Raw genomic sequence first — 26,288 nt, 5'->3', positions numbered from 1 at the left:
TGTAAGTAGTAATGAATAATTGGATTTCAAAAGATAAATAATTATTTAAAAGGACATACTTTCATTAATCCATCACATAGTCCATCTATCATTTGTTTTTGAGGCAAACTAGGCAAATTAGCAAAAAGATTCTCCATTTCAGAATACGTATAGGGCCTTATCTGTATTTCAGGTTGGTAAAAAGATAACTGAACCGACTCTAAATAATCTTGATATTTTATATCATTCCCAAATACTTTATCTGAAAATTTTTGCCAAACTGCTGGAATACCATAAGCATGAGCGATAATAATTCCGTGCAAAGAAGAAGAAATTATTTTTTCACATTGCAAAAACTCGACTGTTTTGGATTCTACATCATTGGTCATCATATCGAACAGCAAAACATCAGGATTATCTTCAAACCAATGCTGAACTAGCTTATAATCATTATAATGCGGCACAAAACCGTATTTGTATTTCTTTTCAATTTTAGGATTAAAATACTTCGGCAATAATAACGCAGGATCGCCGTAAACCTCAGGAACCTTATAGCCAAAAGTCAATAAATAATTTCGTGTTTGTGGACCCCGAACGGCCAAAAAAGCAGCATTTTTAATTGGTGTCTTTTGGTCAATAATCCCACTACCCCAAACAATACATTTATGATTTACATTAGCTAAAATACTTCCGACAGTTACGTAAATTGGTGCAAACCAATCTAAGATTGAAAACTTCTTGGGCCAGGCGAAAACCACTTTCTTATTTGAAATTTTTTCTACAAGATATTTTCCCAAAACATCTCCATAATTTTCTTTGGATTTGCCTTGAATCACTTTTTCGTTCCACCAAAAAAGTCGGATTGTATTTAAAAAATGCATCAGCGATTACCCTTTTTTATTCTTTAATTTATCCCGTTGCACTTGTTCAATAGGCAAAATATCAGTAGATTTAAAGGACAAGGCATTGTGCACTGCATGTAAATCTCGAGCCAATTTTCGAAGTCCCATAGGTTCTAATGATGCTGCATGATCCGTTCCTTTCCATGTTCTGTCAATTGTATAGTGTCTCTCAATAATAGGAGCTCCAAGAGTATAGGCAGCAATATCGACAGCTATTCCCAAATGATGCCCGGAAAAACCAACATGCTTTACTTTGTCACCATATTTCTGAGTCAATAAATTGATATCTAATAAACAGACATCTTCAAAAGGAACTGGATAGCCTGAGGTACAATTGTACAAGACCAAATCCTTGTTTCGTCCTTTTTCAATAAAATAATTCACTAAAGTTTCGGTTTCATCTTTCGTAGTCATACCCGTTGAAATATGAATCTCTCCCGAATAATTATCACACAACCAACCTAGCATTTCAAAATTATTGTTACAAGCTGATGGAATTTTTAGAAACTGAGGATTTAGTGAAGCCATTTCTTTGGCTGAAGTGGAATCCCAGACTGAAGTGGAATAAATGATACCGACTTCTTCACAATACTTTTTTAACTCCGCATGTTGATGAACATCAAATTCTAAATATTCCCGATGCTCGCCATAAGTAGCTCCATACGAATTAGAAGCATTAGGATGAGGCGCATTGTATTGTTCCGCTGTCAATAATTCTTTATTATTTCTTTTTTGGAACTTCACCGCGTCTACATTACAAAAAATAGCAGCAATCTTGATCAACTCTTTTGCAATCTCCATATCTCCTTTATGGTTGCAACCGATTTCGGCTATTACAAAAGGCTTTATATATTTATTCATCTGTGATATTTATTGTTTTTTAAAGGTCATAGGTAATTCGCATATCTTCATTTGTATTTGCGCCCTATTTTTCGGACCTGCTCATTTCATATCTTTTATTATACTTCATTATCATTTCACATGTTTCGCGAATAGCGCCATTTCCCGAATGGTGCGATAACACAATATCAGCATTCATTTTAACGACATCTACTGCATTCGCTGGTGCAAATGACCATCCAACACTACAAATGTTCGTCAAATCATTGACATCATCCCCCACATAGGCAACGGCCGCAAAACTACTATTTCTAGACGCAATAAAATGCTTTAAAAAAGAATATTTATCCTTAACTCCTAAAAAAGTATTTTCGATTTGAAGTTTTTTCATTCGTTGGGCTACCAATTTGGAATCCTCAGATGTGAGTGCAACCACCTCCACATTATTTTGTCTTAGAATTTCCAACCCCATTCCATCTCGCATATCAAACTTTTTGGCCATTTCTCCATCTTGACTGTAATACACACAACCATCGGTAAAAACACCATCAACATCCAACACCAAAAAATCTATTCTTTGATTTTGTTTTTTTGATTTTTGACGATTAATTAAAAGTGTTTCGATACTATCCCAATCTGAAAGGCTGTCTATTTCCATCAACGTTTCTTCAGCCATTTCGACCAATCCAATCTTCCCGCTTACTCTATTTTTTGAATCAATGAAAGCTGCTTTAGTCGTGCAATATACAGCACCATTTTCGATTAACAATCCCTCAAAATCTTGTCTTCTTGGTCTATTGAAAACATCATAATTAATAGGTTCTCCCTCTTTCCCCCAAATAAATCGGTGTGTTTTTACCACACTGACTACTCCATCATAAGACTCTTTGGTTATTTTCTCAAGCGCAATATTGATATCTGTTGCTAAGGTTAATGGTGAAGTGGCTTGCAGCAAGCACAATACACTGTAATTATGATTGATTTTTTCCGAAAACTCCAGCATGGCACTTTCGGTCGAAGCGGTATCACTGGCATTTTCTTCGTTACGCAATATTGGAATTACTTTGCTGGTCCAACTATACTCTTTCTCTATAAATGCAATAATCTCCAAATCATCAGTAAACACATACACCTGATCCAGTTCAGAAAAAATAGCCTCAGTAAGTACCCATGAAAATAGGGGGCGTCCCACCATTTTCTTTTTATTTTTTCCTGGAATTCCTTTGGAGTTTTTACGAAGTGGAATAAGTCCTATTTTTTTCATATGTCTATACTATTTACTCTTCTGTTTTAAATATGAAACCATTATTCTTGTATATCACAATAAATAATCAAATCCTTAAATTCTTATATTTTCATAAGATTAAATATTGATTGCTTATTCCATTCTTTATAATCCTTAATTTTATAATTATAATTGGTAAAAATAGCTTCTAATTCTTCCTTCGTTAAATCGCTCAACCAACCATTTTTTTCTCTGGATAGTTTTACTATGTCTGAACAGCAATACGACAATATAATCTGTTCTACGTGATTATCGCTTAACTGATGAATAACATTATCAACATCATATACGTACTCTAGGACACCGCTAAAAACCGCAACGTTGTAGGACTGTAGTTTTAAAGAAATGGGTTCGTTGAGATCACAAACTACTGTTTCATCATATCTTTTTACAATATCTGACGGAGTATACAATTTGGAATCTTTTAATAATGTTTTCAAATGCATTACCCCGGCTCCAAATTCAATAATACTCGCTTCTGGCTGTATAAAAGAAGCCAATATTGCTGTTCTTTCATTCCAGTTAGAAAATAGTTCATTATTTCTTGCCCAACGTGCACTATCAGATTCTTTTTTTGATTTTAATAGATATGTCGCTTTTTCTATGTCCACTATTCTAATGTTCTCTTTTCTTCTTTTAAATTTATTTAATATTCTGGAAAGTATTTTTCTCATTCGGATATATATTTTAGATTATGATTTTGTCTTTATTTTTAAAATTGAATTTTTAAAGTAATTATCCTATTTTGCCTGTCAAAGGAATAAAAATAAAGTTGAGTTCTATAATTAAATACTATTTCTTCTAATAGCCTGTCATTGACATCATTCATCGTTAGATAGATTTTATACTTTTTACCTAGTATTTTTTTACAGGTTTGTTTTATTTTATTAGCAAGTGAGACATCTTTAATTTCAACTGAAATCAATTTATCCTTGCAATCACTAAACTGTGCAATAAAAGATTTAATTTGTACATCGACTGGTTCAATTGTCATATTAAAGTCTGGCAATTCATTTAATTTTAAACTATCAGATTCATTAGTAATTAAGCCCCAAGGCAAATTTGCATTTGCTTTTATTTTTGCCATTTTGATGACTAGCTGGCTATAAGAGTGATTTATCTTTTCTAATGTCAAATGAAAAGGTGCCTTACTTTTATTCGAACGATAATGTTTAGAATGCCATTGATGTAATAATAAAATCTCCTTGTCATAAAATTCTACTTCATATCTGGCATTTTTGAAACGAATATGTACATCTGTATCTTCAGCGCCCCAACCGTGATAAAATTCATCATATCCATTAATGCTTTTTAACAAAGTGGTTGGATAGAGCGTAATTCCAGTAGCTTCTATCGATGACAAATGATTAATTTTATAATCTTTAAAAGTCTTTTCATGAAATGACTCTTCTTTATTTAAAAAACCAACCTGAAAATAAATCGCTTTTTCTTCCGACTTTATTGATTCTAAACATTCAAAAAAATCCTGACGATATAACATATCAACATCACCTATTAAAAAATAGGGATGTTTCGTTTGTTTTAAAGCTATATTAATAGCTCTAGATTTGTTCCAAAGTTGACCATGAACGGAGCAAGAAACTAATTCCACAAAAGAATAATTCTGAACCAACTGTATTATGCCCCTGCGAAAAAAAGTATCACTGCCGTAATCGACCAAAATTACTTCAAATGATTGAACCGTTTGTTTCGCTAAAGAATCCAAACAATTCTTTACTAAACGAAGTTCTCTATTACGATATGTTAATACTAGTGTTATCAATATAAATAGTTAAAATTTTTCAGGTTTATCATTAAAAACAAATCTTATCATGAAGAAAAATCTCAATAAAACATACCAAAAACCAACAAAAAAATTCTTTAACAATATGCAAATCGATTTTATAAAACCTTTGAAAACACTTAACAAACTTAAGTCTTGATGCCAAAGTTGATAATTCCCAATTACATCATTTTTAAATCTAAAGAAATTTTGCCGTGGGGTTCTTTTTATTTCATAATGAAATATAGAAGCAACAAATTCAATGTCATATCCTTCTTTTAAAACTCTTTTGGTCCATTCTTTGTCCTCAAATGTAGCCACATCTTCTCGAAATGGGTGTTTTTCCCAAACTTTTTTGCTAAATGCTGAACCTGAAAAAATAAGCCCCGCTTTATTAGGATCATCTTTCGATTTAACATTGTTTATAAACCCTCTAAAGTCGTTCGAACTATGCAAACATCTTAATCCTGCAAGATTGAAATTCTCCTCAAATTTTCTAAGTATCAATTTGAAAAAATCATGACTAACGGGATAAGAATGCGCACTAAAAATAACAACTATAGGCTGACTTGCTTCACTCGCCGCCCTATTAGCACTCCCTCCGTAACTAAAATTTGCAATACTTACAAATTTAGCCCCGTATTTTTCCGCTCTTTTTTGGCTTTGATCTGTTGATAAATTATCCAGTACAATTATTTCCTCAATATCATCACTATATCTTTCTGTCAAATTTTTTAACAAAAAAGTAAGTGCATCGTCTTGATTTTTGTTTCTTATTACTACTGAAATCATAAGGAATTTTTGCTTTAAAAGATACTTTTCAAAAACCTAATCGGTTTGGCTATTATTTTAGCAATCTTGTATTCTAGCGAATTTTTAATTTTCATTTCACTTGAACGATGCCTTTTTATCAAAAAAATAAAATAGAAAAGAGTCATGTCATAGTGCTCAATATAAATTTCTTTATGTTTCTTAAACACGTATTCTATATTGTTTTCTACATGATTCTTTAAGGTATCAATTAACATTGAGTTTTTTGATTTTCTGTAGTAAAATAAAAACTCCTCAACAAACTTATATTTCCACCCTCGTTTTGTGATTGAAATCCAAAACTCCCAATCTTCAAAACCAAATTTCATTTCCTCATCATACCCACCTACCTCTTCCCAACACTTTTTACGAAACAATGAGCTAGGCATCATAATGTTTTCATACATCAAATGATGATAGGTACTGCCTGATGCTTTTTCCTGATAAAAAATATTTTCTTTTTTGTCTCTAAAAAACTCCCTATAGCAAGATACAATCGCCAAAGCATCATCATGAATCAATTCAGGAACAAGCCTCCTTAAATAATTAGAATTTAATATATCATCAGAATCCAAAGGTAATATCAAAGCTCCGCTACTTATTGTTATACCAGCATTTCTAGCACTAGATAATCCTCCGTTTGTTTTCTTTAAATATTTAAATCTATTATCCTTTTCACACCATTTAGTGGCCACTTCTTCAGTATTATCTGGGCTACCATCGTTTACAATAATACATTCCCAATTATCATAAGTTTGATCCAATACTGAATGCAATGTTTCTGACAAAAAATGAGCTTGTTTATAACAGGGGACAATAATGGAAACTAATGGTTTTTCTAACATAAATATTGTACTTAGTGGGTAAACATTATTCGTTTACAATTCTTTTAAACTTATTTCGAAATGCATTCATCCCTATTCCTTTAATTTTAAACAATTTGAAATTTAAAAAAAACATTAATAATAATAATTCTCTTTTTTGCTTTAGAGTATATAATGTTGACTTTATAGACCAAACAAAAATCTTATTGGACTCTTTCTTATTTTGATAAAAATATGGCATAACGTATTCCAAAATAATCTTACAACTAAACTTTCTTAAATCAGATGCGTAGTTTTTATTCTTGAAAAAATCTACATGTATTTCATATAACACGAGTAGTGAATCTAACATATTAGCTATAAAATTTCCCTTCAAAACCTTATCTTCATCTACTCTGTAGTAACTATCAATGTTATAATCCCTACTGATTTTAAGTTGATTCAATCGTGAAAGTACTTTTATATTAAAACTAACATCCTGAAATCGTTTTAAATTTTCATCAAATCTACAATTTTCAAGAATATACCTTTTATAGCAAGAACCCATAGTATGCCAAGGAATCTCATACCTCAAAAACATCCTCAAATAATTTTCTATATTGATGTTTTTTGGGTCTTTATTAATGGAAAACAATTGTTTTTTGCCATCAATAAGTAAAGAAGTATCTCGTATTAATAAATCAATGGACCAGTCTTTTGTCATTAAAGCCATTCGTTCCGCTAAACAAAAAGGTTCACAAATATCATCTGAATCTACAAACATTATAAATTCACCTTTACTTCTTTCAAATCCGTAATTACGACAGGCATTCGCACCTTTTGGACGATTTTCAGGTCGCAGATAGTATTTAAATTGACTGTTCTTTTTCAAATATTCTTCCACTAAAGCCATAGTATCATCAGTAGACCCATCATCTACAATAATACATTCCCAATTAGCATAACCTTGTACCAAAATACTATCAAGAGTTTCTCTTATCAAAAGAACTCTATTGAAAGTAGGGATAATTATAGAAATTAACGGATTATCCATTCCAATTTTGTTAAATTATACCACTATAATAACTGTTAATCATATTAGAAATATCGAAATTTTCCGTAACCCATATCCTAGCATCATTACTCATCTGCACATATTTTTTATTATTTTTTATCAATTTCTCAATATTATTTGCCAAAGAAACGATATCTTTTTGCGCAACTAAAATGCCCGTTCTTTCAGAAATAGTAAATGGAACACCTCCACTTTCAAATCCAACTATTGGTAGCCCCATTGACTGTGCTTCTGCAGTAACAATCCCTTGTGCTTCTTCCCTTCCTGTGGCATCCATAATCGAAGTCATTAAAAAAATATGGGAATTTTCATAGACTTCTCGAATTTCTTCTTGGCTCCCTTTTCCAAAAAACGCAACGTAGGATTCTAATTGCAGATTTTTAACCAATAATTTGAGTTTTTCTAGCAATACTCCTTCTCCTATAATAGTATAAAAAACTGAATATCCGCTATGAACAAGCAATTTCACCGCTCGAATACCATATTCATGACCTTTTAAATCAACAACCCGTCCGACACTGACTAATTGTAACTCTTGACCTGATATTATTTGTTTAGGGTAGTTTTTCGGTGAAAAAAATTCAAGATTTACCCCTACTGGAACTATGGCTAATTTCGACAACAAACAACCTAACGCCAAAACCTTATTTAGCAAAAAAGGAGTATTTACAGTTATCCTATCAGCAAATTGAAAAAGCAAACTATATCTATTCTTTAATAGTTCTTGTTCAAAATTATCCCTAAAGAAAGCATCATATCCGTGAAAGGTTACCAATAATTTAGATTTTAAAAACCCCATTTGCTTCAATACTGGAAGTTCATCGGCAGCGACTGCAAAATGAACATGGAAAACATCCGCTTTTCGATATGGCAAATAATGGTGAAGTTTATAAAGTAGATTGAATTTCCAAGTCCCATTTTGCCAACAGTGCTTGATAAAATAAAACAATATAATTGGATGCAACATACAAAAAAAACCAAATAATAAACGTTTGTACTTTTTTGTAGGCTGTTTAAGTACTACCGTTTTTTCTAAGAGTTTGTATTTACACAACAACTCTGCTTGTGATGAGTCTCCAATTTTATTTTTTGTTTTGGTCATAATAACAACATCATATCCTTTCTCTATTGATGCAATGATATTCGACACTATAAAAGTCTCAGAAGCTATAGGAAAGCTACTAGTTTGAAATATTATAGATTTTGGAGACATAAACTATTTGTATAATTTAAAGTTATTATCAATCACATTGGTTCTATAAAAAATGACAACCTATATTCTTTTAATATTAAATAACACTTTAAGTACAAAATCATATATCAATGTACCTTTATACAGTCCAAACCAATTAATTATAATCCAATATTTTTTTTTCCGACTTAAAAAACAATCAGTTCGCAATTGGTCAAAAGCCTTTGCAGAACGCTTTGCCAATTCTGGAAAATCATTCCTTATCATTAAATAATGAGTATAATAAAGTCGCTTTGGGTAACACATTAATTCTTTGTGATAATTATTTAACAATAATTCTTCTATCAGTCGATAACTGGTATAAGCAGAATTTATTTTTGTCGTAGAATTCAATTTGCTTAAACTGTTAGTCTCTAAAACTCGATAATAACTATAAACCTCATCAATACAAATTACTTTCTCCGCATTGTATAAAACACGGAAGAAAAATTCCCCATCATCATTATTACTAATCTCAACATTCCATAAACCCGCTTTTTCTATAAGATTTCTGCTAGTAAGCCATGAAATTGGCGGAACAAACCAATTCTCCATTCCAAAACTAAACAACAATTCTTTTCCGTTTTTAGGATTCAAATAATTCACTTTAGAAAACTTAAACATCTGAGAATCTTCTATATGATTCTCAAACATAACCCATTTTGAAAAACAAATAGTAGCATTATTTTTACGCATTGATTCTATTTGCTTTGCTATCTTATGAGGATGTAGTAAATCATCAGCATCCAAATATTGTATAAAGGCACCTTGAGACTTCAAAAATCCAAAATTACGAGCATTTGAAGCTCCTGAGTTCTCAATTGTAAAACAAAGAACACCTTGCCTTTGAAACCCACCAAACAATTCCTCTATACCATCAGTAGAACCATCATTAACCAAAATTATTTCAATATTGTTATACGTTTGTTGTAATGCGCTTTCAATAGTTTCTTCAATAAAAGCTTTGGAATTATACGCTGGTATAATAATACTCACTAAAGGAATCTCCATGATTAACTCTTATTTAAAAACTTATTGTTAACACGCATAAAAAAAAACAAAACTTTAAACCATATTAAATTCATTTTTTTAAATAATGAAGAAAAATGCAATGCTGTTAATACTTGAAATTGATTCGGATCTATTAATTGTTGAAACTGGTTCAAAATATCATTATCTCTTAATATTGGGATGGGTACGACTTCTTTTAATACATTTGCTCTCTCTTCATTTCGCAATTTTAAATTGCTATTACTTATCCCATCCATATTAAAAAAAGAAATTTCAATATCAAGATATTTAACCCTAGAGTTATTTAAACCCAAAGCAATTAAAAAAAATTTCCAATCGGAAACAATTTTTAGCGTTTCATCATACAATCCATACTTCAAAAAAAGTTCTTTTTTAATAAAAGAGGAGCCATGGTTTAATGTCCCTTTCACAAAAGTATTTAACGAAATAGGAATACCATTAACCCCTTTATCAATTACCTTCTCATTATTAGGATAAACTTTAACCAAATTCCCATAATACAAATCAAAATTAGTCATGTAAAAAAAAACACTTTCAATTACTTTTTCATTACATAACCAATCCCCACTATTCAAAAACAACAAATACTCACCTTTCGCTTTCGCAATTCCTTTGTTCATTGCATTGTAAATTCCTGTATCAGACTCACTTAACCAGCAATCAAAGTCTTGACAATGGTTTTCCATAAATTCCCTACTCCCATCTGTACTCCCTCCATCAATAACAATATACTCGAATTCTTGCCAAGTTTGATTAACAACACTCTCTACGGTTCTTTTCAATCCCTCGAGGTTATTGTAGTTGATGGTGATTATGGAAATTTTGGACATTATTTTTAAATTTTATTTTCGGCAGATTTCAAAATAGTATTAAACAAATCAATATATTTTTTTGATTGCACGGACTGATCATACTTTTTAATTGCGTTTTCCCGAATCGAAACATTATCAAAACAACTTGGATTCTCTAAAAACTTTTGCAAAGTTTCAACAAGTGAATTAACACTTATTTCTTCAGTAATAAAACCATTTTCGCCATCTTGAATCATATCAAAAATTCCCCCAACTGGAAATCCAATTACCGGCGTGCCACAGACTAAGGATTCTAGAACGGTATTTGGCAAATTATCCATTAAGGAAGGAATCACGAATACATCAGCTGCTGAATAAGCGATACTCATTAATCGTTCATCAAAAATAGGTCCCAACTCGTACGCATTTTCAACCGAAGACAAATCAGTATTTTTATTGCCTATCGCACATAACACTAGATTTGAATCTGACAATTGCTCAAAGGCTCTTTTTAAGAAAACAAATCCTTTCCTATTATTTGATATTGAATCGGCTACAAACAAAACAACTTTCTTACCTTCCGGAATACCAAACAAGTCTCTCGAATATTTTTTATCCCTTGGTGCATATATTGAAGTATCTAATCCGTAAGGAATACAATGAACTTTTACGTTTTTGAAAACTTCACTTTCTCTTGCTTCTTTTGCCAACCATTCTGAAGGAGTAACAACTGTCAAATTTGAGACCTTTGAAAGTACTTCCTTTTTAATGCCAAAGTTTTCGTTGCCAATTTTAATTTCTTCGTCAGATAAATTTCTTTTTATGGGATACCCAGCCGCATCAATTCCTAAAAACTCTTCAAGATAATGTTCTCCCCCTGTAAACGGATTCATATCATGTAAAGTCCAAACTACCGGCTTTTTATTGCTTTCAAAAAAAGTTTTATAATCCAAGTAGTTTGCTACCCAATGCAAATTAATGATATCCGCTTCCTTATAAAATTCAGACTGAGTAATATCACAATCTGAATTAGGGAAACTAAACATTTCCAAATTTCGGTTCCTTTGGCTTAAAAAATGCTGATGCTTTCTTTTAGATCCATCAATATCCGAATACAGTTTTAACTCTCTTAAAATTCGTTGTGCTTTATTTGCAACTTTATCAAGAAAAGCACGCTTTTTTTGTGGTTGCTTAAAGCATAACGATTTTGGCCAATTATTTTGCTTAAATCTAAGCAGCACATTTGAAGTTATTCCTTTTGCAAGGAGTCCCATATGCAAACGCTTACAAGAATTAGCCGCACCACCTTTGTCGTATGTATTAACTAAAAGAACATTCATAACTTCTTTGCTTCTATGAATAGGGAATCAGGCTTTCTAACCTCTCCGTTAATTACATCCAGTTGATAAGTACCCCAATTTTGGATTTCACTTTCAAACGCACTACAAACTTTTATTTCTGTAAAACCTACTTGACTTAAAAGTTTCGACAATGAATAACGATCATACATCCACTGATGTATTTCACCACCAAGTCTAAATTGTCCAATTTTCAATGCTTTAGATTCTTGTTCCGTTAAAGTTTTTTTTCGCTCTCTAATACTTATTTTAACAATAATAGCTTTCCCTTTTTTCAACAGTGATTTAAAAATAGATCCATTTGATCGTATCTGTTTATTCTTAACAATCTGTTTATTCAAAAATGAATCTCTAATTATTTTCCCTTCTGAACCTATGCGTTTAAAAACGTACTCTTCATTTTTCATAATGGGTTGATATAAATAATCTTTCATGTCACCACCACTTTCATTCCTCACCATTTGATCAAATAATTCCAATTTAATCCATTCATAATTGTTCGTAGCTACAATATTTCCCTCTAGTGCCAATTGAAGATTCATCAAATATTCTTTCACAATAATTTCTAAATCTGGGACAGCAATTCTGATTATCCCATTTGTATTTAAAACACGATAACATTCTTCAATAAAACGAAAACCATCACTTTTAGAAAAATGCTCCAATACATGGGAATGATAAACAACATCTACATCATTGTCTTTAATCGGAATGCCATTCAAAAGATTATGTGCGGCAACATACCCGTTGTTTGAAACAAAATCAATGTTTAACCAATCCTTATGGTATGCATTACCGCAACCTAAATTAAGTAATTTCATATATGTTTTTTTTCCTTATTAAGAAAGAATTTTAATTAAACTATTTATCCTCTTTATATCCAAATATATTTAATTGAAAATCCATATTATTATAATTCCCTAAACCCATTAAAGGGGAATTCAAAGAGTTATTTCCTGGAATTGACATATAAAGCCTAAACTCGGCTTTTGTTAGAATTTCAATAATTTCGTTTAACGACTGCGACTGACCAACAAAAGAATGATATTCAACAAAAATTCTTTGAACTTTACCCAGATCTTCCTCAATATCTTTCAGAACAACAGTCTCTGCACCTTCTATGTCCAGCTTTAAGAAGTCTACGGTCTTTTTTAAATAAGGTCTAAGGGAAACCACCTCTATTGTCCCAGAAGCAGAAATAGTTTTGTCTAGATCTGATATCAAACCAGCATCTGCGCCTTCTGACTTAAATGACAATGTTGTATTATCATTCCAAAGTCCTTTTTGAAGTAACTTTACATTCGTAAAATTAAACGATTTAATATTTTTATCCAATATCCTGTAAATCTCGGGATCTGGCTCAAATGCAACAATATCTGAATCGGGATATAACAATTTTAAATAAATCGTTGCCAAACCAATATTGGCGCCACCATCTACAATATAAGGTGTTTTATTTGATGTTTTAAATCTATATATCTCTTCTTTAAAAATTTCCTTACTCATAAAAATAAACGACGCGCTATCAGGAATTGTAATTTCACAACCTTTTAACATAACCGTTGTTTTAGTGTAGCGTGGAAAATTAGCTAAAGACTGTTCCTGTTCATTTTGAGACACTTTTAATTTACGTTTTATAAACTGGATAATTTCAGGAGCAAAGAGTCCAACAAGTTTTCGTTTAACACGAATCGCTATTTTCACTTTGGCTTTTGACTCTGACATTTTAAATCTTTTGATAATGTTTCTTTGTAATAAAACCTCCTTCTTATCAATTTGAATATTTACATTATTTTCAAATCCTCCTTCATATTTTCTTGATAAATCTAAACCGCAATGCACTCCTGTGCCATCAAATCCAATATTCTTTAACAAGGATATTTTAGGAAAAAGAAATACACCTTTATTTAAAAACATCGAAACATAAAATCTTACTGCCCAAGAATCATTTTTACCAAAAACCTGATCCTTGAGCATTTGATAAAAATGTAAATTACCAAAATCTAATTTATCTTTTATCTTTTTATTCTCAACTACGTCAAGTAATCCTTGCCCGTTAAAATTGATTTTTATCCATTTATCAGCCCAAGTTCCATATCCCCACGAACTCATTATAGGCAAAAAATATGTTCCCTCTTTTACATTACCTTTATGAGGAAAACAATATCCTGTTATTCCATATACTCTTTCTTCCTTCTGATAAAGTACAAGTCCTCCATTCATAAATTCAAGAAAATATCTCCCTACTATAATATCATCCTCCAAAACAATAACTTTTCCATGAGTGTTTATAACCTCTGTTACACCATCTATAACAGAATTAGCCAAACCTTTATTTCTTTCCTGTACCTTAATTATAAGTTCTTTAAATCTATTTTCTGCATAAATTAAACTCCTAACGGCTTCAATTTTTAATAAATCTTCACTAGTTGCATTTTCTTTAGCACCATCACAGAAAACATATAAAACACTGTCCTTGGCTTCTTTATTTTGGGCAAGTGCATCCAATGCTTGTTGAGTATGCCTTGGACGATTATATGTAAATAAAACTATTGGTGCTAAAGATTTCATATTACAAACTAATTGAAAATTTATATTTTTCAGACGCAATTATTGTAACTATCTTATTACCCGTATATTCTCCAATATAATAGTTTATTTCCTTTGAACTTAAGAGCTTTTTAATTTCGTTAAGAGTATCCCGTTCTCCTTTACGATCAGTATCATCCATAATAATAATAAATTGATCATCTTCCGTAATCCTTTCAACAAGAGAAATAATATCATAACGAGAAAATCTTTCACTGCCAAAAGGCCCGTCTATAATATATAAATCGAATTTTTCTATAATTTTTTCATTAAAATCTTGATACAACTTCACATTAAAACCATTAACTTCTTTTACAGCAATAGGACAATGAATAATTTTTGAATTTGTCGATAACTTAAATCTTTCCTGAAAAGAATCAATCCAATTCTTATCCTGCTCAACGATAATATGTGAACTCTCAAATAAATAATTTTCTATATAAGCAGAAATAAACTTACTAGACTCACCTAAACCTAAATCTAAAATTTTTTCAGGCATATAATCTGAAAGTATTCTATTTAAAACATAAAAGAAAGAATAATTCCCAGCCCATCTGCCAACATTAAGGGGCAATTCTTCTATCCATTTTTTCCCTCTGATGCTGTCATGATAAATATGTGCCCATTCTAACTCTCTATTCTGACTTTCAAGTTCAGATAATTTTAAACGAATTTGTTTATTATTAACTCTGAACTCATTTATTATCGACTTAATTTTATTTATCATTAACGCATAGAATAATTTAACAATATATCACCTTGGTTCTTAGGAATCAATTTCCCCGTATTATAATAATCTTTTTCAATAACACTAAAAGGCATTACTTGGGATAACCAATCTGCAATTTCATTATTAATTTCACAGAATAAATTACAGGTATAATCCCCCGGGGCTAAAGGCAATTCCCTAATTGTAAAATCCAATTGATTATTCTCTTTTAATTCAAAATCATTAATTATAGATTCTGAAGATAACCAAGCTACTCTGTCTCCCATAAAATTATTAATACCAATATCAATTCGATATTGTCTAATTTCATCAATAAGATTTAGTTTATAGTGAATACTAATTTTCAAATCTTTATGTGACTCTATAAATCCTTCACTATTAGCTTCACAAATTAATTTCCCTTCTTCAAAAATTAACGTTTGATTTCCTTTCCGATCATTAACCGCAGACAATTTAGTACTTACTATCTTGTTTACAGCCAAATAACCACTTATTATATCTCCTATTTTTCCTTCAGCTTTAATAGAACCATTTTCCATTAAAATCCCTCTAGTACACAAATTTTGTACCGCAACCATATTATGGCTCACAAACAAAACGGTTCTCCCTCCTTCACGAGATATATCCTGCATCTTGCCTATGGCTTTTTTCTGGAACTCGGCATCACCCACAGCCAATACCTCATCAATCACCAAAATTTCAGGCTCTAGAAAAGCAGCTACGGCAAAAGCCAAACGCACGGTCATTCCGCTGCTGTAGCGTTTTACGGGGGTGTCTATATAGCGTTCGCAACCAGAGAATTCAATAATCTCGTCAAGTTTGGAAGCAATTTCTTTTTTGGTCATTCCCAAAATGGCACCGTTCAAAAAGATGTTTTCGCGACCGGTCATTTCTCCGTTAAAACCAGTGCCCACTTCAAGTAGAGAGGCAATACGTCCTCTGGACTTGATACTTCCTGTAGTGGGAGCTGTAACTTTGGAAAGTATTTTTAACAAAGTTGATTTCCCTGCTCCATTTTTACCAATAATTCCTAAAACCTCACCTCGTTCTACCTCAAAATTAATATCCTGCAAAGCCCAGACATAGTCGCTCGAGCCTTTGGTGCTTCGGTCATTGGTATCCCCAATTTTCAAATAGGGATCCTCCTTCCCACGTATTTGATGCCACCAACGGTTTATATCATGACTGAGCGTACCGGTTCCCACTTGTCCAAGTCGGTATTGCTTGGAAATGTTTTCGGCTTTTAAAATTATATCTTTACTCATTTAGTATTAAATCTATTTCTTCTTCAAGAGTTAAGGGCAATAACTATCATCTCACAATCCAATTCCCCCTTCAGAGGGCTAGGGGGTTAAACGGTATCAATAAAACTCTTCTCCGTCTTATTAAAAACCAATAGCCCCACAAAAAAAACAGCAAACGTTACTCCAAAAGTATAACACAGTCCTAAAAGGGATATTTGCCCAACATTAAGTAGCATATAACGAGCTGTTTCTATAACATATGCCAACGGATTATATTGTATTAACCAACTGTACTGGGGCATCTTTTCCTGTAACAAAGCCATCGGATACATCACAGCCGACAAATACATTAACAATTGGATTCCAAAACCAATTAAATAACTAAAATCTCTATACTTTGTTACCATAGACGAAATCAGCATCCCCAATCCCAATCCCAAAATCCCCATCAATAGGATCAAAACAGGAAAAAACACAACGGAACTGTTCAAACTCAAAGGGGCGCCATTTATATAATAGAAAAGGTAAAAAACCACAAAAATAAAAAACTGGATACCAAACTTGATCAAATTGGAAACCACCACAGACAGCGGCGTAATTATTCTCGGGAAATAAACTTTTCCAAAAATTGCTGCATTAGCTTTAAAAGTGTCTGATGTCCCATTAAGGCAGGCCGTGAAATAATTCCAAACCGTAATCCCGGCCAAATTAAACAAAAATGGCGGTACGGTTCCCGTATCGATTCCGGCAACATTATTAAAAATTATGGTAAAGGTAACAGAAGTAAACAAAGGCTGAATGAGATACCAAAGCGGTCCCAAAACTGTTTGCTTATAGACCGTAATTACATCACGCTTTACAAAAAGAAAAAGTAAATCTCTATATTGCCAAACTTCCCTAAGATTTAGAGTAAAAAATTTGTTTTTGGGAGTTATTTCAAACAGCCAATTGGTGTTTTGAGAAGAATTAGTATTCATTAGTATTTGTAGCAAAAAACAATATGCATAATATTTATCATTAGTATATAAAGCAAAAGTACAATTTTTAAAAGAGTGATACGATCTGCAACATTTAATTATTGTATTGAAAGTAAGTCTCTAAACAGCTTTTTCATAGTTCTTCAATATAAACTGGTCTCAATCGCAATATTTTGATTGCAAACCAAAACAATAACTGATTTTTTTTGAATTCCTTTTTTAAACAATTTCTAGACACAATCTTCAGATAAATGGCATCGCTTCGCGATCCAAACTCACATAATCAGTTGAATTCAAACGAAATTTTTATCGGCAAATATACTTAAATTAAATTATGAGTTTAATTATTAAAAAAGACAACTCATAGTTTTTTTACGTACGAAAAAACAAACAAAATAAGCAAATATGCCTAAATGTAATAAAGAAGCCACTGCCTAATATGTTCTTGCAATTGAAAGACGACAAGATATCTAGTTCCACGAATTCACGGAATCCTCTTTTGGGCATTTAAAGGGCAATCTAAATATTCACAAAGGATTAAGTTTGGTAAACCGCAAGAACTTCATCAAATGGTATCTATATTATAGAAATCAAACTTAGGATAGTTTCTTTAGCCATAGGTACACCAAAAAAGAAAGAGACCTTCGGGTCTCTTTCTTTTTTGAATTAATAGATCTTTTATAAATGATTATTTATTAATTAGTTTTTCAAGTCTCTGCATCATTTCATCCTTCTCTTTCAACATTCGCTCGTACAAAGCTATCTTTTCTTCGTGTAGTGCAATCAATTTTTGAATCGGATGAATATTAATTGTTCCGTAATTAAATGAATTACTGAAAGCGTGTTCTCCAAAAGTATTAGAAATGATATTTACTGCTTGTTCCTCATCAAAGTTCTGAAAAGCTTCAACAGGAATTTTAAATGAGTTTGATATTTGTTTTAGCAGACTATCCTCAATAACATCTTTCTGCTCTAACATAGAAATTTTCTTCTGATTCCAATCTTCACCCAGATCATAAGCCAATGCCTCCTGCTTGATGCCAAGCATCTCTCTGAAACGTTTTACGTTTCTTCCCTGATGTATTTTATGTTCCATAACGAATAGCAATTTTCTAAAGGCTCAAAGATAAAGCCATTTGGGTTAAAAACTCTGAATTCCAAAGATAAAAAAATATCCTGTAAAATATTCTTTTTGTCAGATATTATAGTCGTATATGGAATAGTGCATTTTAGTACGGGACAATTGTTTCGTACTAGACAGACCGTCTTCTATGCTTAAAAATAAATTAAATCTTCCGAATCGTTGATTTATTTTTTACCAACAAATAAAAATTGTACTTAATTTCATATTTTTATTCTAAATCATTAAACTATGGCTAAAGTAATTGCACCTTTTAAACTTTCCGGAACACTCGACGATATAAATTTTGTAAACACTCCCGAGGGCAATTTTGCCAGAATGAAAAGAGAAAAGTTTATGACTTCAAAAGAGTTCATGGCAAATCCAATATATGACCCCATCAGGGAACAGGGAAAGGAAATGGGATACGCTTCTAGGAAATCAAGGATATTCCGCCTATTGGCAGTGCAATTCTTTAAAAAATCAAAAGACGTTAGCTTTGCAGGCAGAGCCAATAAAATAATACTCGAAATCCTCAAAGAGGACAGCTTAAATCCAAAAGGAAAACGAACATTGGAAGAAGGGATGAAATCGCCATTCCTCCACGAAATTTTGCTTGGATTTGAAGGCAATAAAAACAAGCCCTTATCAAAAATACTAATGACAGGCTTTGAACATTTACCAGAACAGGCAACTTTAAAAATAGCGGACTTTATACCCAAAATCCATTTAGACTGGCCAGAGGAAGCAACTCATGTTAATCTCGCATTAGCAACAGCCAACTGGGACTTTGCCAATGACAATTTCGATACCTGCTATAGCGAAGAAATCATCTGTGATAAGGAATCTGAGAAGCAAACTATACTGATCACTTCTGGGATTCCAAAAGAAAATCATTGTCTGCTAACATTTCTATTCATTGGCTTTTCAAAAAAAGAACGCACCAAATACATACTACTGCACAGAAGAAGTAATACAGTTTCTATTATCGCCTGTCAAATGCCAGATGAACCGACAAAAGACTAAAATGTGGTATATTAAATAAAAAAAGTTTTCGATCCTTATAAGCTGGCTTTTACAGTATCCCCAAAAACTATAGCTATTGCAACTACTATAAATAGATCTCTCTGGATTCATTTATATTACAAAGTTATTTAACTTTTTTAGTTGCTCTAGTGTCATTAAACAATAATTGAGATTGATGCTTTTCTCTATTAATTTCAAAATGCAAAAATTCAATATTAAAAAGCTATCGCTCACTTTAATGTTGGCATAAACGATATCGTAATCAAAAAAGGTTTACAAGGACATCCCTTGTAAACCTTTTCTATCTATTTGTTTTTTAAACTTATTTATCCAAAATTTCAAAAGTAGAATTCATACTTTTAAACTCAGGAACGATAACTTTCATTTTGGCTACAATATCATCATTGTCAAAGAAATTAGCAATTCCTATCAGTTCATTAATGTCAACATGTAAATTTTCAAACTCATCTTGAATTTCCTCGGCAATCATGATTTTTTCGTGATACGTTGGAATCGTTTTTGCAGTATCATTAAGTAACTCTTCATATAATTTTTCACCTGGTCGTAAACCTACAACTTCAATTTTTATATCCCTTTCAGGAATAAATCCAGCCAACTTTATCATTTTTTTGGCTAAATCTAAAATTTTAACTGGTTTTCCCATATCAAAAATATAAATCTCGCCTCCGTTACCCATTGCTCCAGCTTCAAGAACCAATTGGCAAGCCTCTGGAATGGTCATAAAATAACGTATAATATCGGGATGTGTAATTGTAACTGGGCCTCCGCTGGCAATTTGTTTGGTAAACAAAGGAACCACAGAACCATTAGAACCCAAAACATTTCCAAAACGAGTAGTAATAAATTTGGTAGCGTTCTCGTTACATTCTTTTAAATTTTTTATTTGCAAAGATTGTACATATTTTTCCGCTATTCTTTTACTAGCCCCCATTACATTACTCGGATTTACCGCTTTGTCTGTAGAAACCATAACAAATTTCTTTACATTGTATTCACAAGCCAAATCTGCCAGATTTTTGGTTCCTTCTATGTTCGTTAATATGGCCTGTGATGGATTTTCCTCCATCAATGGTACATGCTTGTATGCAGCAGCATGATATACCATTTGTGGTTTGTACAATTTAAAAACTCTATTCATCGCTTCTTTATTCCTAACATCAGCTATGACATTACAAATTTTTGATTTCGAGTGTATTTTCTCTAATTCAAGACTTAAGTGATGCAAAGGTGTTTCGGCTTGGTCTAAAATAATGACTCTTTTGGGACTAAATGTCAAAACCTGCCGCACGATTTCGCTTCCGATAGAACCAGCTGCACCTGAGATTAAAACTGTTTTATCTTTTAATTGTTTTGAAATAGATTTATTATCCAAAACGATTGGCTTTCTTTCTAATAAATCTTCAATTTGAATATTTTTAACCTTTTGAGAAATCTCTTTCTGATTTTCCCAGTCAGTGATCAAAGGAACTGTATATACCCTGTAATTAAATTCCAAGCATTGATCCACTATGATTAATTGTTCTTCTTTTTCTAAACTCTTATCGGCCATGATTACAGCCTCGGCTCCTACTGAACGCATCAAAGAAGGTAATTTTTTCTTTTGAACCAATATGGGCAAATCCAACATTCTTTTGGATGCATTTTGATTGTTTCTATCAACAAAACCTACGATTTTAAAACGGGTAGGTGTTTCGAATTTTAAAGCATTGGCAACAGAAATGGCATTCGCATCAGTTCCATAAATGATGGTTCTAATTAATTTTGTTGTGCTTTTTTCTGATAAATACAACTCAAAGGTTTGTTTAACAACAACTCGATACAAAAACAATCCACAAAAAGAAAGCACCACATTTATAAAAAGAGCTGTAGTTAAAAAAGCCCTTTCATCATAAAACAATTCATAGACAAAATTGAATACTAGAAACACAACCATAACGGCCATCTGCGAAAATAATAGCTTAACAGCATCAATATACGAAGAATGCCTTATAATACCCGAATAAGTTCTAAACAACCAAAAAAAGAAAATATTAACTCCAAAAAAACAAGAAATAAACACTACATCCTTAGAAGTGTTAATATACTGCAACCCCGTCCCCCTAAAAATAATTAATGTAAAGAAAAAAGCAACGATCAAAACCGATAAATCAATCATAATAATTATCCACCTCGGCAGATAACTCAAATTACGAATACTTAATCTTAAATTGGACCTTGAAAAAAATCCAGTATATATAGAGTTTTCATTCATATGAAACAATTTTAAAAATTTCTAAAAAGAAATGAAACATGAAAGCAAAAATACAATTTAAAATCTCTCATAGGTTAAATTAGATTGACTGAATAGTACTTTTTACACTAAATGCAAAAAAAGGGTTCCATCAATCCACTTTTAAATACATTATTCATTTTCATTCAGGAAATACGTTCTTTATATTGAAAATTAGCAGCCCTAATCATTAAAAAAACATTTTACTGTTCTTTATTTCTGCTAATTAGCAATTTACAAGTATTGAAGATGATTTTTAAATCACCACAAAAGCTTTGACGGTAATAATATTCTAAATTCAATTGTACTTTATCTGGAAAAAGCACATTGTCATTAAATCCTTTTGCGTCATCCTGGGCATCCAATAACTCATCTTCTTTGTAATATTTTAAAGACGCCGGGCTTGTTAATCCAGGTTTTAATTCTAGAATTTTACGCTTTTCCCCCTCTAGTAAATCGTAGTATCCCGATATATCAGGTCTTGGTCCAACGACACTCATTTCCCCTTTCAAAACATTAATCAGCTGCGGCAACTCATCCAATTTATAATTTCGAAGTAAACGGCCAATTCTGGTTATTTGCACTATTTCTGTACCAGAATTCAATTGAATAGTACGCAATTTATAAATTTTGAATCGTTTCCCATAACGTCCGATCCGTTCTTGAGTAAAAATACCATTGGTTCGGGTATCTAAAATAGCTATGCCCCAAGCCAAAAGCAGCAACCAAAAAAATAAAAAAATTCCTAATACCGAAAATATGACATCAAAAAGTCGTTTTAAAATTGATTTCAAATGAAAAATATTTAAGAATAAAATGGAGTTCTTTTATTTAATAAAATTATACATTTTGCAAATTAACTTTTCGTAGAACCTTACCCCTAATCCATACATAAACCATGATTTGAAATAGCAAAAAGGACACAACAACCGGAAGTGTCAATTTTCCTATATTTTCTGAGTAAATCAATATTGCATTGATTAACAATTGAATAACTGAATACAATAAGGACACTACTATATGAGAATATCCTAGCTCATTAGCCAAATATTGGTACAAATGAGATCGGTGTGGCTCAAGAATATTCTCTTTCTTTTTAATTCGTGCAAAAATGGTAATAACGGCATCAATTCCATATACGGACAGGAACAACAAATACCCAATTTGTCCAGAAATCAAAATCGTTTTTATCATGAAATAGCCCAAAAACAAAGCCATACTGATACTCCCTACATCACCTGCAAACGTTTTTGCTTTTTTTCTAACATTAAAAACGCCAAATGCACAACAGGACAATCCCATCGTAATCAATAGTGGTAGGCTCTCTTGATTTATGGATAGAAAAGAAAAACTGGCGATAGCTACGAATGCATACAATACTGTTATTCCATTGATTCCATCCATAAAATTAAACGCATTAACCCATCCTATCAATAAAATAAAAACAATAGGCAAAATCCAAATGACTTGAGTAAATAAACTTAAATCATAAAACACCAAGCCAATTGCTATGGCATGCGAAGCAAATCGTGGTAATTGAGACAAAGGTGTTATATCGTCCACAAAACTAATAACGGCCACTAAAACAACTGCTAAAACAACAGCCCAAGAAACATATCCCAAAAAAAAAGCTGTTACAATTGCTATCGGAAAAATAATTCCGCCTCCCCGTAAAGTAATGGACGTATGCGATGAACGACTATTGGGTTTATCAATAATATTATAATGGTCGGCGATCTTGAAATAAATTAATTCAATACCGATGAATAAAAAAAGTAAGGCAATATAGGTCATATAATCTGTTTCCGGTTATGAGTTGACTGTTTTAATTAGTAGTCACGATTGATTAGTTGTTTGATATTTCTGTTTTCTTTTTTCTGTCTTCTGCTCTCTGTTCACCATTCACCGGTCATTTGTCTTCTCGAGCGCAGTCGAGAGGCACTATCCATTATTCACTGCTAAGCAACTACAGCTTATGTTTCAAAAGTCCCAACAGATATTCCCCATAACCTGATTTTTTCAAGGGCTCTGCTAAATCTCTTAATTCTTGTTCGGTTATAAAACCTTGCCTCCAGGCAATTTCTTCAATACAACCTACTTTCAATCCTTGACGTTCTTCCAAAACCTGAACAAATTGACCCGCTTGCATCAAACTATTAAAAGTTCCCGTATCCAACCAAGCAGTACCTCTGCTCAAAATTCCAACTTTTAAAGCTCCTTTTTCTAAATATACTTTATTCACATCAGTGATTTCATACTCCCCTCTGGCGCTGGGTTTGATATTCTTGGCAATCTCCACTACCGAATTATCATAAAAATACAATCCCGGAACTGCATAATTAGATTTAGGCTCCAAAGGTTTCTCTTCTATAGAAAGGGCTTTTAGATTCTTATCAAATTCTACTACTCCATAACGTTCTGGATCCGAAACATGATAAGCAAAAACGACTCCACCCTCAGGTTTTGTATTTGACTGCAACAATTCATGCATATTGGCACCAAAGAAAATATTATCCCCTAAAACCAGAGCGACAGAATCCTTTCCTATAAATTCTTCTCCTATAACAAAAGCCTGAGCCAAACCATTTGGAATCGCTTGCTCCGCATAACTGAATTGACAACCTATAGCAGTCCCATCTCCCAACAATTTTCTAAAATTAGGCAAATCATGCGGGGTAGAAATAATTAATATTTCATTAATCCCTGCCATCATCAAAGTCGACAACGGATAATAGATCATTGGTTTGTCATAGACGGGCATCATTTGCTTACTCATGGCAAGCGTTAACGGATGCAACCGTGTACCGGACCCACCCGCTAGTATAATTCCTTTCATTCTCTTGTGTATTTTATTGTTATCAATAAATTCATTTTTCATTCCGCAATCCTAAAGAGTCTAAAAAATGAATCCGAACATTTACTATTTCAATTCATTTTTAGATTTCCCGTTCCCTTAGGACTGTAAAAACTGAAATCCCACTTCTTACCATCTACTTCTCACCTCTCACTACCCCAACAACATCATACACTTCATCAAGCTCTCCTTATAATCAGGAACAACAACTCCAAATGTTTGTTTTATTTTGGTTTTATCCAATAAAGAATACTGAGGACGCTTTGCTGGTGTTGGATAAGCTGAAGAAGGAATGCCACTAATAGCGCAATCAAAACCACCTATTTCCTGAATCGCCAAAGCAAATTCATACCAACTGATTTCCCCTTCATTCGAAAAATGATAAATTCCAGATTGCCAGTGATCGTGAGTTATAATGGTCATTATAGCTTGAGCCAAATCAGCAGCATAAGTAGGACTGCCTATCTGGTCGTTAACCACATTCAAAGAATCTCTTTCCTGCATCAAACGGGACATCGTTTTCACGAAATTAGCCCCAAAACTAGAATACACCCAAGAGGTTCGGATTATAATCGATGATGGATTTTCTTCGACACAGGCTTTTTCTCCTGATAATTTTGTTTGTCCGTATACGTTTATCGGATCTGTTGGAGCCGATTCGGTTAAAGCGGTAGCGGCTGTACCGTCAAAAACATAATCAGTAGAAATGTGAATCAATTTGCAATCGTTATCATTGCTCCATTTTGCCATTATAGCAACTGATTGATGATTCAAAACATCCGACAGTTCCAACTCTGATTCGGCTCGATCTACAGCAGTATGCGCCGCACAATTGATAATGAGTTGAGGATTAATTCTGGATAATTCAGAAGCTAAATTACCTAAATCACATAAATCCAATTCTTCTCTATCTGTAAAAACCCATTCAAATTGGTTATACCTTTTCGACAAAATATTCAACTCCGAACCCAATTGCCCATTGGCACCAGTGACTAGTATTTTCTTTTTATTATTCAAAACTCCAATCTATTTCATTAAAACTTGGTAAAATAACGTCTTTTTCAGAAACAATAACTTCATTAAGACTTACCTGCCAATCAATCCCCAAAGTAGGATCATCATAACGAATTCCTCTTTCACTTTCTTTATGATACAACTGATCGACTTTGTACATAACTGAAGCTGTTTCACTCAATACAGAAAAGCCATGAGCAAAACCATGTGGCACCATCAATTGCTTTTTATTTTGAGCACTTAAAATAACACTTACATGTTGTCCATAAGTAGGTGAGTTTTTACGCAAATCTACCGCAACATCGAGAATTTCTCCTTCGAGTACTCTGACCAATTTAGCTTGTGCAAAAGGATTAATTTGCAAATGCAATCCACGAATTACCCCTCTTTTAGAAAAAGATTGATTATCTTGTATAAATTCATATTCAATTCCGTTTTCAAGAAACTTAGCTTTATTATACGCTTCAAAAAAATATCCACGTGAATCTTCAAATACAGTAGGATTAATGATAACCAAATCTTCTATGGCAGTTTTTTCTATATTCATATTATTAT

25 protein-coding genes are annotated in these 26,288 nt (G+C 32.3%); 1 reads left to right on the top strand and 24 read right to left on the bottom strand.

Translation table 11 applies throughout. The features are described 5' to 3' along the window. Nucleotides 1–41: 41 nt before the first annotated feature. The 18 genes from KZH69_RS07750 to KZH69_RS07665 form a co-directional block, all read right to left on the bottom strand. On the bottom strand, nt 42–860 hold the full coding sequence (locus KZH69_RS07750; RefSeq protein WP_219316860.1) for a polysaccharide pyruvyl transferase family protein: 819 nt from the start codon (nt 858–860) through the stop codon (nt 42–44). A 6-nt stretch (nt 861–866) separates the two neighbouring features. After that, the gene (locus KZH69_RS07745) at nt 867–1,742 is read right to left on the bottom strand and encodes an N-acetylneuraminate synthase family protein (protein ID WP_219316859.1); all 876 of its coding nucleotides are present in this window, start codon (nt 1,740–1,742) and stop codon (nt 867–869) included. A 64-nt stretch (nt 1,743–1,806) separates the two neighbouring features. Further along, nucleotides 1,807–2,985 carry an acylneuraminate cytidylyltransferase gene (locus tag KZH69_RS07740; protein ID WP_219316858.1) on the bottom strand — a complete coding sequence of 393 codons (1,179 nt, stop codon included), beginning with the start codon at nt 2,983–2,985 and terminating at the stop codon, nt 1,807–1,809. 83 nt (nt 2,986–3,068) lie between these two features. Beyond that, nucleotides 3,069–3,680: a class I SAM-dependent methyltransferase gene (locus KZH69_RS07735; RefSeq protein WP_219316857.1), complete on the bottom strand. Its 612-nt coding sequence runs from the start codon at nt 3,678–3,680 to the stop codon at nt 3,069–3,071. A gap of 38 nt (nt 3,681–3,718) precedes the next feature. Next, nucleotides 3,719–4,789, bottom strand: coding sequence for a glycosyltransferase family 2 protein (locus KZH69_RS07730; RefSeq protein WP_219316856.1), 1,071 nt, complete (start codon nt 4,787–4,789; stop codon nt 3,719–3,721). Nucleotides 4,790–4,798: 9 nt separating this feature from the next. Continuing rightward, nucleotides 4,799–5,581, bottom strand: coding sequence for a glycosyltransferase family 2 protein (locus tag KZH69_RS07725; RefSeq protein WP_219316855.1), 783 nt, complete (start codon nt 5,579–5,581; stop codon nt 4,799–4,801). A gap of 14 nt (nt 5,582–5,595) precedes the next feature. Then, complete coding sequence (locus KZH69_RS07720; protein WP_219316854.1) at nt 5,596–6,444, bottom strand: glycosyltransferase family 2 protein; 849 nt, start codon at nt 6,442–6,444, stop codon at nt 5,596–5,598. 25 nt (nt 6,445–6,469) lie between these two features. Then, a complete protein-coding gene (locus KZH69_RS07715) occupies nt 6,470–7,456 on the bottom strand; it encodes a glycosyltransferase family 2 protein (RefSeq protein ID WP_219316853.1) in 987 nt (328 codons plus the stop codon). Nucleotides 7,457–7,466: 10 nt separating this feature from the next. After that, nucleotides 7,467–8,690, bottom strand: coding sequence for a glycosyltransferase (locus tag KZH69_RS07710; protein WP_219316852.1), 1,224 nt, complete (start codon nt 8,688–8,690; stop codon nt 7,467–7,469). Nucleotides 8,691–8,750: 60 nt separating this feature from the next. Continuing rightward, nucleotides 8,751–9,719 carry a glycosyltransferase family 2 protein gene (locus KZH69_RS07705; protein WP_219316851.1) on the bottom strand — a complete coding sequence of 323 codons (969 nt, stop codon included), beginning with the start codon at nt 9,717–9,719 and terminating at the stop codon, nt 8,751–8,753. A gap of 2 nt (nt 9,720–9,721) precedes the next feature. Next, nucleotides 9,722–10,570, bottom strand: a complete 849-nt coding sequence (locus tag KZH69_RS07700; RefSeq protein WP_219316850.1) for a glycosyltransferase family 2 protein — start codon at nt 10,568–10,570, stop codon at nt 9,722–9,724. A gap of 5 nt (nt 10,571–10,575) precedes the next feature. Beyond that, nucleotides 10,576–11,871, bottom strand: a complete 1,296-nt coding sequence (locus KZH69_RS07695; RefSeq protein WP_219316849.1) for a glycosyltransferase — start codon at nt 11,869–11,871, stop codon at nt 10,576–10,578. Next, a complete protein-coding gene (locus tag KZH69_RS07690) occupies nt 11,868–12,710 on the bottom strand; it encodes a class I SAM-dependent methyltransferase (RefSeq protein WP_219316848.1) in 843 nt (280 codons plus the stop codon). The genes KZH69_RS07695 and KZH69_RS07690 overlap by 4 nt, the downstream gene beginning before the upstream one ends. Before the next feature lie 40 nt (nt 12,711–12,750). Beyond that, nucleotides 12,751–14,460, bottom strand: a complete 1,710-nt coding sequence (locus KZH69_RS07685) for an FkbM family methyltransferase (RefSeq protein WP_219316847.1) — start codon at nt 14,458–14,460, stop codon at nt 12,751–12,753. 1 nt (nt 14,461) lies between these two features. Beyond that, nucleotides 14,462–15,205 (bottom strand): hypothetical protein, encoded by a 744-nt coding sequence (locus tag KZH69_RS07680; RefSeq protein WP_219316846.1) that lies wholly within the window; start codon nt 15,203–15,205, stop codon nt 14,462–14,464. Beyond that, nucleotides 15,205–16,473 (bottom strand): ABC transporter ATP-binding protein, encoded by a 1,269-nt coding sequence (locus KZH69_RS07675; protein ID WP_219316845.1) that lies wholly within the window; start codon nt 16,471–16,473, stop codon nt 15,205–15,207. The genes KZH69_RS07680 and KZH69_RS07675 overlap by 1 nt, the downstream gene beginning before the upstream one ends. Nucleotides 16,474–16,559: 86 nt before the next feature. Continuing rightward, a complete protein-coding gene (locus KZH69_RS07670; protein WP_219316844.1) occupies nt 16,560–17,429 on the bottom strand; it encodes an ABC transporter permease in 870 nt (289 codons plus the stop codon). 688 nt (nt 17,430–18,117) lie between these two features. After that, entirely contained in the window at nt 18,118–18,525 is a 408-nt protein-coding gene (locus KZH69_RS07665; protein WP_219316843.1) for a helix-turn-helix domain-containing protein, read from the bottom strand. A 276-nt stretch (nt 18,526–18,801) separates the two neighbouring features. Here KZH69_RS07665 and KZH69_RS07660 point away from each other — a divergent pair, with 276 nt between their 5' ends. Further along, nucleotides 18,802–19,575 (top strand): hypothetical protein, encoded by a 774-nt coding sequence (locus KZH69_RS07660; protein ID WP_219316842.1) that lies wholly within the window; start codon nt 18,802–18,804, stop codon nt 19,573–19,575. 322 nt (nt 19,576–19,897) lie between these two features. Here KZH69_RS07660 and KZH69_RS07655 read toward each other — a convergent pair whose 3' ends face one another. The 6 genes from KZH69_RS07655 to rfbC form a co-directional block, all read right to left on the bottom strand. After that, nucleotides 19,898–21,847: a polysaccharide biosynthesis protein gene (locus tag KZH69_RS07655; protein ID WP_219316841.1), complete on the bottom strand. Its 1,950-nt coding sequence runs from the start codon at nt 21,845–21,847 to the stop codon at nt 19,898–19,900. 221 nt (nt 21,848–22,068) lie between these two features. Further along, nucleotides 22,069–22,659, bottom strand: coding sequence for a sugar transferase (locus KZH69_RS07650; RefSeq protein ID WP_255557673.1), 591 nt, complete (start codon nt 22,657–22,659; stop codon nt 22,069–22,071). Between the two features lie 46 nt (nt 22,660–22,705). Beyond that, nucleotides 22,706–23,659 (bottom strand): MraY family glycosyltransferase, encoded by a 954-nt coding sequence (locus KZH69_RS07645; RefSeq protein WP_219316840.1) that lies wholly within the window; start codon nt 23,657–23,659, stop codon nt 22,706–22,708. Between the two features lie 172 nt (nt 23,660–23,831). Then, nucleotides 23,832–24,701 (bottom strand): glucose-1-phosphate thymidylyltransferase RfbA, encoded by an 870-nt coding sequence (gene rfbA / locus KZH69_RS07640; RefSeq protein ID WP_219316839.1) that lies wholly within the window; start codon nt 24,699–24,701, stop codon nt 23,832–23,834. A gap of 171 nt (nt 24,702–24,872) precedes the next feature. Beyond that, nucleotides 24,873–25,736, bottom strand: coding sequence for a dTDP-4-dehydrorhamnose reductase (rfbD, locus tag KZH69_RS07635; RefSeq protein WP_219316838.1), 864 nt, complete (start codon nt 25,734–25,736; stop codon nt 24,873–24,875). Continuing rightward, nucleotides 25,729–26,280, bottom strand: a complete 552-nt coding sequence (gene rfbC / locus KZH69_RS07630; RefSeq protein WP_219316837.1) for a dTDP-4-dehydrorhamnose 3,5-epimerase — start codon at nt 26,278–26,280, stop codon at nt 25,729–25,731. Before rfbC ends, rfbD begins: the two co-directional genes overlap by 8 nt. Nucleotides 26,281–26,288 lie beyond the last annotated feature (8 nt).

The organism is Flavobacterium taihuense (assembly GCF_019351435.1).
Taxonomy (GTDB): domain Bacteria; phylum Bacteroidota; class Bacteroidia; order Flavobacteriales; family Flavobacteriaceae; genus Flavobacterium; species Flavobacterium taihuense.
This window is presented reverse-complemented; position numbering and strand designations above follow the sequence as displayed.

What these genes read in the sequence shown, in the direction of transcription:
- KZH69_RS07750 (WP_219316860.1), bottom strand. Translation starts at nt 860, where the DNA reads ATGCATTTTTTAAATACAATCCGACTTTTTTGGTGGAACGAAAAAGTG.
- KZH69_RS07745 (WP_219316859.1), bottom strand. Translation starts at nt 1,742, where the DNA reads ATGAATAAATATATAAAGCCTTTTGTAATAGCCGAAATCGGTTGCAAC.
- KZH69_RS07740 (WP_219316858.1), bottom strand. Translation starts at nt 2,985, where the DNA reads ATGAAAAAAATAGGACTTATTCCACTTCGTAAAAACTCCAAAGGAATT.
- KZH69_RS07735 (WP_219316857.1), bottom strand. Translation starts at nt 3,680, where the DNA reads ATGAGAAAAATACTTTCCAGAATATTAAATAAATTTAAAAGAAGAAAA.
- KZH69_RS07725 (WP_219316855.1), bottom strand. Translation starts at nt 5,581, where the DNA reads ATGATTTCAGTAGTAATAAGAAACAAAAATCAAGACGATGCACTTACT.
- KZH69_RS07720 (WP_219316854.1), bottom strand. Translation starts at nt 6,444, where the DNA reads ATGTTAGAAAAACCATTAGTTTCCATTATTGTCCCCTGTTATAAACAA.
- KZH69_RS07715 (WP_219316853.1), bottom strand. Translation starts at nt 7,456, where the DNA reads ATGGATAATCCGTTAATTTCTATAATTATCCCTACTTTCAATAGAGTT.
- KZH69_RS07710 (WP_219316852.1), bottom strand. Translation starts at nt 8,690, where the DNA reads ATGTCTCCAAAATCTATAATATTTCAAACTAGTAGCTTTCCTATAGCT.
- KZH69_RS07705 (WP_219316851.1), bottom strand. Translation starts at nt 9,719, where the DNA reads ATGGAGATTCCTTTAGTGAGTATTATTATACCAGCGTATAATTCCAAA.
- KZH69_RS07700 (WP_219316850.1), bottom strand. Translation starts at nt 10,570, where the DNA reads ATGTCCAAAATTTCCATAATCACCATCAACTACAATAACCTCGAGGGA.
- KZH69_RS07695 (WP_219316849.1), bottom strand. Translation starts at nt 11,871, where the DNA reads ATGAATGTTCTTTTAGTTAATACATACGACAAAGGTGGTGCGGCTAAT.
- KZH69_RS07690 (WP_219316848.1), bottom strand. Translation starts at nt 12,710, where the DNA reads ATGAAATTACTTAATTTAGGTTGCGGTAATGCATACCATAAGGATTGG.
- KZH69_RS07685 (WP_219316847.1), bottom strand. Translation starts at nt 14,460, where the DNA reads ATGAAATCTTTAGCACCAATAGTTTTATTTACATATAATCGTCCAAGG.
- KZH69_RS07680 (WP_219316846.1), bottom strand. Translation starts at nt 15,205, where the DNA reads ATGATAAATAAAATTAAGTCGATAATAAATGAGTTCAGAGTTAATAAT.
- KZH69_RS07675 (WP_219316845.1), bottom strand. Translation starts at nt 16,473, where the DNA reads ATGAGTAAAGATATAATTTTAAAAGCCGAAAACATTTCCAAGCAATAC.
- KZH69_RS07670 (WP_219316844.1), bottom strand. Translation starts at nt 17,429, where the DNA reads ATGAATACTAATTCTTCTCAAAACACCAATTGGCTGTTTGAAATAACT.
- KZH69_RS07665 (WP_219316843.1), bottom strand. Translation starts at nt 18,525, where the DNA reads ATGGAACATAAAATACATCAGGGAAGAAACGTAAAACGTTTCAGAGAG.
- KZH69_RS07660 (WP_219316842.1), top strand. Translation starts at nt 18,802, where the DNA reads ATGGCTAAAGTAATTGCACCTTTTAAACTTTCCGGAACACTCGACGAT.
- KZH69_RS07655 (WP_219316841.1), bottom strand. Translation starts at nt 21,847, where the DNA reads ATGAATGAAAACTCTATATATACTGGATTTTTTTCAAGGTCCAATTTA.
- KZH69_RS07645 (WP_219316840.1), bottom strand. Translation starts at nt 23,659, where the DNA reads ATGACCTATATTGCCTTACTTTTTTTATTCATCGGTATTGAATTAATT.
- rfbA (WP_219316839.1), bottom strand. Translation starts at nt 24,701, where the DNA reads ATGAAAGGAATTATACTAGCGGGTGGGTCCGGTACACGGTTGCATCCG.
- rfbC (WP_219316837.1), bottom strand. Translation starts at nt 26,280, where the DNA reads ATGAATATAGAAAAAACTGCCATAGAAGATTTGGTTATCATTAATCCT.